General features: G+C 39.2%; 7 protein-coding genes. 2 read left to right on the top strand and 5 right to left on the bottom strand.

The features are described from left to right. The 5 genes from G322_RS0116840 to G322_RS0116820 form a co-directional block, all read right to left on the bottom strand. Positions 1 to 1,600 (bottom strand): vWA domain-containing protein (locus tag G322_RS0116840; protein WP_022942877.1); only part of this gene is annotated, 1,600 nt, incomplete at its 3' end. Beyond that, complete coding sequence (locus G322_RS0116835) at positions 1,590 to 2,573, bottom strand: VWA domain-containing protein (protein ID WP_022942876.1); 984 nt, start codon at positions 2,571 to 2,573, stop codon at positions 1,590 to 1,592. The genes G322_RS0116840 and G322_RS0116835, both read right to left, overlap by 11 nt. Next, positions 2,566 to 3,063 carry a DUF4381 domain-containing protein gene (locus tag G322_RS0116830; RefSeq protein ID WP_022942875.1) on the bottom strand — a complete coding sequence of 166 codons (498 nt, stop codon included), beginning with the start codon at positions 3,061 to 3,063 and terminating at the stop codon, positions 2,566 to 2,568. The genes G322_RS0116835 and G322_RS0116830 overlap by 8 nt, the downstream gene beginning before the upstream one ends. Then, a complete protein-coding gene (locus tag G322_RS0116825) occupies positions 3,047 to 4,003 on the bottom strand; it encodes a DUF58 domain-containing protein (RefSeq protein ID WP_022942874.1) in 957 nt (318 codons plus the stop codon). Before G322_RS0116825 ends, G322_RS0116830 begins: the two co-directional genes overlap by 17 nt. After that, positions 4,003 to 4,962: an AAA family ATPase gene (locus G322_RS0116820; protein ID WP_028866701.1), complete on the bottom strand. Its 960-nt coding sequence runs from the start codon at positions 4,960 to 4,962 to the stop codon at positions 4,003 to 4,005. Before G322_RS0116820 ends, G322_RS0116825 begins: the two co-directional genes overlap by 1 nt. Before the next feature lie 189 nt (positions 4,963 to 5,151). Between G322_RS0116820 and G322_RS23015 the strand changes: the two genes are divergently transcribed. Beyond that, positions 5,152 to 5,292: a TIGR02808 family protein gene (locus tag G322_RS23015; protein ID WP_022942872.1), complete on the top strand. Its 141-nt coding sequence runs from the start codon at positions 5,152 to 5,154 to the stop codon at positions 5,290 to 5,292. 280 nt (positions 5,293 to 5,572) lie between these two features. Further along, a complete protein-coding gene (sixA, locus tag G322_RS0116810) occupies positions 5,573 to 6,040 on the top strand; it encodes a phosphohistidine phosphatase SixA (protein WP_022942871.1) in 468 nt (155 codons plus the stop codon). The last annotated feature ends 197 nt before the right edge of the window (positions 6,041 to 6,237 follow it).

Here is a 6,237-nt window from a genome sequence, read left to right as displayed (position 1 = left end):
GTTTTTTCTGTTCAGACTGTTTTGCGTCTTGTTCGTTCTGTTTTTTCTGTTCAGACTGTTTTGCGTCTTGTTCGTTCTGTTTTTTCTGTTCAGACGGCTTTGTGTCCTGGTTATCCTGCTCAGCATCTTGTTTTTGTTGATCATCTTGCTGTGAGTCTTGTTGCTCTTTATTTTTACCCTGCTGGTTTTTATCTTGTTGCTTCTCTTGTTCCTGCTGATCTTTTATTTGCTTAACTAAACGTCTGTTTTCAGTTGCTTGTTGCATGCCAGCATCAATTCCCAGTGCTTTATCATACGCCTCAATTGCTTTATCAAATTGTTTGAGTTGTGCGTAGCTATTGCCTTGATTATAAAACGTATTGGCATTATTCGGTTGTTCTATTGTTGCCTTGTTAAATTGTTCAAGCGCTTGCTCATACTGTTTATTTTTATACAGCGCACTGCCTTGATCTAAAGCGGAACCATAAAGCTCACTGGCTGTTTGGTAGTTTTCATCTTGATAGGCTTGGAAGGCATTTTGTTCACTGTTTTTCCAAACAGATGTTTCTGCTGCTTCAAGAGGTGGACTCGTTAATGGCAGATAAACCGCGAGCAGTAATGCAAAGAAAACGCCTTTTCTAAACAACAATAAAAACAGGGGGAGTAGTAAAAAACTTAACCAGTAACCATCATCAATGGAAAATAAATCTGCATTTTTTTGCTCTGATTTATTCTTTCGTGCTTCTTTGTTTTTGAAAAAATGGCCAAGTTGCTCGATATCACTGCTGTTATTTCGACTGGTTAGATACAAGCCGTTAGTGGCACGGGTTATATCATAAAGTGGTTGCGCAATTAATTTAGGAACAACAATCTCACCACTTGCACTTTTAAGCAGTGTGCCATCGGGTAGACGAATAGGCGCACCTTGCTCTGTGGCAACCGCTAATACAGAGACAATCCAATCAGTCTTTTTTAACTGTTCAGTCATGATTTCTGCTTGTGACTCAGTAATACCATCACTAATAAATACTATCTGTCCCTGTGAATAACCCGCATTTTCTAATAACTCAATCGCTTTGTTTAATGCCAAGTCTGCCCGTGAGCCTGTCACTGGCATTATTTCTGGCGAAAGGTGGGGAATATGGCTGATAATTGAGTTGCCATCACGAGTGAGTGGACTGATAGTGAAAGCATCTCCAGCATAAGCGATAAGGGCTTTTTCTCCTTCACTCCACTGTTTAATGAGATCAATCGCTTTAAATTTTGCTTGTGCTAAACGGCTTGGTTTTAGATCGGTAGCAAGCATTGAATAGCTGAGATCAAATACAATGACCTGTGCTTTTTCAATCTCATAAACGGGTAGGTTAACACTTCGCCAAGTAGGCCCTGCTAAGGCGATACAAGTGATAGCCACCATGATATTAAAGACAAATTGGTGCTTCGTTGAGTGAACTGTTTTGCTGACAATATGGGCACTAAGATGGGGGGCGATGAGTGCTTGTTTATCTGTTTTTTTACTGTTTTTATAACTTAGTATTGAAAATAAAAAGACGACAATTAGCCCTAATAGCCAAGCAGGACGTAAAAAATCCAGAGGAAGGGTGGTTATTTCAGGCAACATAACGGCCCCTTAATTTAAAATAGAGAAGCGCAAAAAATAAGATCAAAACGGCCAGTGAAAGTGGCCAGTAAAAAAGGTTTTTTTCAGGACGAAACTCTAAAAAATTGCTATCTATGGGCTCTAACTGGTTTAGTGTTTGATAGATTTGTTGTAACGCCTGTTGGTCTCGTGCGCGAAAATACTGTCCTCCCGTGAGTGTGGCTATCTCAGTTAAGGTTTTTTCATCAAGATCTGCAGAGGGGTTAACACGTTGCTTGCCCCAGAAGCTTTTACGTATCATCTCATCAGCACCAATGCCGATGGTATAGATAGTAATATTATTTTTAGCTGCTTGTTTGGCCGCTTTTATAGGATCCAGCGTATTCGGACTATTGGCTCCATCACTGATTAAGATTAACACTCGTTGCTCATTTTTATTCTCTACAAAACGTTTAATTGCCATTGCAATAGACTCACCAATTGCCGTATATTTTCCAACTAACCCTATTTCAGTTTCACTGACCATTTGCTTAATAGTATTAAGATCAAAAGTGAGTGGGGTTTGTAAATAGGCGTGATCAGCAAACAGAATAAGTCCTAATCGGTCTCCATGGCGTAGTTCAATAAATTCATTTAAGAGGTTTTTTACTAAGGTTAAACGATCCACTGTTTTACCGTTTAAGGGCATATCTACTTCCTGCATACTGCCAGAGAGATCCAGCGATATAATCATGTCGCGACTCTCCTGCTGCAGACGAATTGGCTCAGCAAACCAGATAGGTTTTGCTAATGCACAAAGTAGTAATAACCACACCAACCAAGGAATAACAGTACCAATATGACTGCTTTGAATCTCTGATTGTTGCTTGGTAATACCCTGTGCAAGTGGGATCCAAATTGCTGTATAACTGCGTTTTTGAGTCTTTAAAAAATAACGTGCTAACAGGGGTAAAGGTAGCAGTAAAAAAATCCAAAGAGTGGTGAATTCAAACATCTTTTTTACCTTTTTGACTCTGTTTTTTGATCTGTTTAGGCAGAGTGGTTATCCATTTTTTGGCCGCACGATAATCATCTTTATCAAGCGCTTCAATATCAACTTGATATAACCGTTGCACAAAATGTTGTTTATTACCCAAAAGCGGGGAAGTGCTGTATTTTTGTAAAAAATCAAACCATTGCTCACCGTGCAAAGAGGCCACCTCTTCACGGGGAAAGTAACTTAACGCGGCTGCTTTTAAAAGTTGATTTAAACGAATAAAGTTAGCTTGTTGTTGTTCAAGCTGGTGGAGTTTATTAAGCAATGTTTTTTGTTTTTTCTGGTGCTTTTGATGTTGTTTTAAAAAAGCATAAGTAATAAAAATGAGCGCCATAAAAAAGAGTAATAACCCCCAATAAATAGGCGCGGGTGGAAACCAGCTTGGCGCATTGGGGCCAATAATATCGTTAAGCTGTGCCAGTGGATCTTGATTAGCGAGCGGGGACATGAAATTGCTCCATTAATGGCTGTGAGGCAGACACTTTATAAAGAGGAATACCTAGCTTAACAAAAGTGCTTTCAATATTGCCCTGACGTAAAGTCGCTGCATCTTGATACTCTTTTGAAGCACTCTTTTGGAAGAAACCACTGCCCTGTAAACTGTTGATTTGTAATTGTGTTTTGAGTGCGTTTTTAGGTAAAAGTTGCTCAAGTGGATCGCTTATCTGCCATGCATTTATTTGATTATGACGGTTAATCAAGGTTAAGAGCTTTTGACAACTTTCATCAAGTTGTGAAAAATCGCTGATCAGGTGGATCTGGCTACCCGTTTGCACTAAACGAGACAGGCGTTTTAATTGTAATAATAGTGATTGTGATGTTGCGTTATTTTTAAAGGGTTGCTGGACACAAAGTTGCTGAGATTGGTGTAAAAAAGCCATTAACCCTTTACTGCGCCCGCGTGGTTTTAGCTCGGCAACCTGTTGTTGATTAAAAACAATGCCCCCTAAGCGGTCACCACGATATTTTGTTTGCCAACTAAGTAGGGCTGCGAGGTGACAGGCTTGCACCGATTTAAACACAAATTGGCTGCCAAAAATCATACTGTCAGAAAGATCTAAGAGAATAAAAACAGGGCGCTCTTTCTCTTCATGAAATAGTTTGGTATGTGCTTTACCTGTACGTGCAGTGACTGACCAGTCGATAGTACGTACATCATCACCCGCTTGATAGTGGCGCACCTCCGCAAACTCCATGCCACGGCCTTTAATTTTGGCTAAATAGTTACCGGCTAATTGCTGATAAGTAGCTGTCGCCGAGGGCTGTAGTTTCAACTTTTCTTGTTGTTTATAACTAAGCAATTCAGGAAGTTGTACATCTACTCCTGTTTGATAAGGCGTATTGTCAAACAGGGCAATTGTTGCTTCTTTATTTTTTGCAGCCACCATTATGCAGGTAACGCGACTTGATTGATGATCTCTTTGATCACGCGATTGGCATTAATGCCTTGTGCTTCGGCTTCATAACTTAAAATAAGACGATGACGTAAAACCGGATAAAGGTTTTGAATGATATCATCAGGCATTACATAATCACGGTTATCAAGCCAAGCACGTGCTTTTGATGTGCGCATTAGTGCGAGTGTTGCGCGAGGGCTTGCACCGTAACTGATCCACTCTTTGAGTTGTGAGCCATAACGTGCTGGTTGACGTGTTGCGATAATCAAGTCAATTAGGTATTGCTCCAGATGATCTGCAATATTGATATTCATGATCTCTTTACGAATCGCAAAAATTTGTTCGTTTAACAGTGGTGTTACTGTTGCAACGGTCTCTTTTAAAATCTCTTTGTGATTAAGCGCGAGGATCTGTTTTTCAGTGGCTGCATCTGGGTAATCTAATTCTAAGTGCATAATAAAGCGGTCTAACTGCGCTTCAGGCAGAGGATATGTTCCCTCTTGTTCGAGGGGGTTTTGTGTTGCCATCACTAAAAATAGCTCGGGCAGTTGATAGGTGGTTTTACCGACAGTAATTTGATGTTCGGCCATCGCTTCTAATAAAGCCGATTGCACTTTTGCAGGGGCGCGGTTTATCTCATCTGCTAAAATAAGGTTATGGAATAACGGGCCTTTCTCAAAAATAAACTCGCCCGTTTCTTGGCGAAAAATATCAGTCCCTGTTAAATCAGAGGGTAACAGGTCGGGGGTAAATTGAATACGGTGAAAATCTCCTTCAATACCATCAGAAAGTGCGTTAATAGCACGTGTTTTTGCCAGACCGGGAGGACTTTCGACTAAAATATGACCATCGGCTAAAAGAGCAATTAACAGCCCATCAACCAACTCACTTTGGCCTAAAATCATCTTATTAAGGTAACTACGTAATGCATCAAGTTGTTGTTTTGCCATGAGAATGTTTTCTTCTTCAATATTGATAGTTTGAGGAGTACTGAATAGTAACAGGCAATCTAATTTGAAGAAAGTTCCCGATTTTTTATCAATGAACTTAAATTTTATGATTTCAAACATGTTTTTTTTCTATTCTTTACGTATTATTAACAAATCATTAATTTATTTAACGTTTAAAGGAATATTAACATGAGTGCATTAGAATCAATTATTTGGCACGCATTAGGTTATGCTGCTATGCCAGTGATCTTCTTTGGTGGTTTTTTTGGTGTTTTTGTCGTGGCAGTCGCTATTTTAAAAATGACCGGTAATACCCCTGTCGAAGATTAGTGTAAAAACACTACTGTACCAACAATACCTTAGCCAAAATGGAAAGTAACTCATTTTGGCTAACTTTTCCCTGTAAGCGTTTGATTTATATTGGTGTTAAATTCCATTTTAAGCTTAAATCGAAATTGGCGAAGGTATTGACCAATGAAAATATTGATAAGCTTTCTCGTTAATTTTAGAAAGCTTTTTTATGGCAGGAATAAAAAAAGGGTGCGCAGAGCTTACCCGCTCATGATATTGAACTATCGCTCCCACTTCCGTCAATATGTTAAGGAAAATTATGCAGATATACATCATGCGTCACGGACAAGCTGAAATGATGGCAAACTCTGATTCTGAGCGTGCATTAACAAATATAGGCCGTAGTGAATCAGAAAAAATGGCCAAAAGTTTAGTTGAGCAAAATATCTCATTTGATGCGGTTATTGTAAGTCCTTATTTACGTGCGCAGCAAACGTGGGAATCGGTTCGTCCATTTTTTAAAGAAATATCTAATGTGCAAACCATTAATGCATTAACCCCTAGTGGCAGCGCTCGAAAATCGGTCAATGAGATATTAGCGTTACAAGCGACAGGTGTTGAAAAATTACTGATTATTTCTCATCTACCGTTAGTAGGTTACATTGTTGGTGAATTAGCCCCGGCTGCAGGCGTACCTGCGTTTGCTACCTCATCTGTAGGTCATGTTGAGCTAGACGAAAATGGTTTTGGTTATTTGCATAGTTTGACAAGAGTGTCGCAACTGTAGCAGAGTGTATTCCACTTAAAATATAACCACGAAGTACTATACCCATGATACTTCGAGATGCAAAGTCAGCAAGGAAAGTTGTGCCGATATACTAGGCATAAAATTGAACCTTTCGAGAGATTAATAAAAACACATTAATCCTCTATCGGTATAATTAACATAAAGACGTTAATTATTTAATAGTCATTCTAAGTCGA

Source organism: Psychromonas hadalis ATCC BAA-638 (genome assembly GCF_000420245.1).
Taxonomy (GTDB): Bacteria; Pseudomonadota; Gammaproteobacteria; order Enterobacterales; family Psychromonadaceae; genus Psychromonas; species Psychromonas hadalis.
Note: the sequence above shows the minus strand (reverse complement) of the source record. Positions and strands in the feature narration are given on the sequence as shown.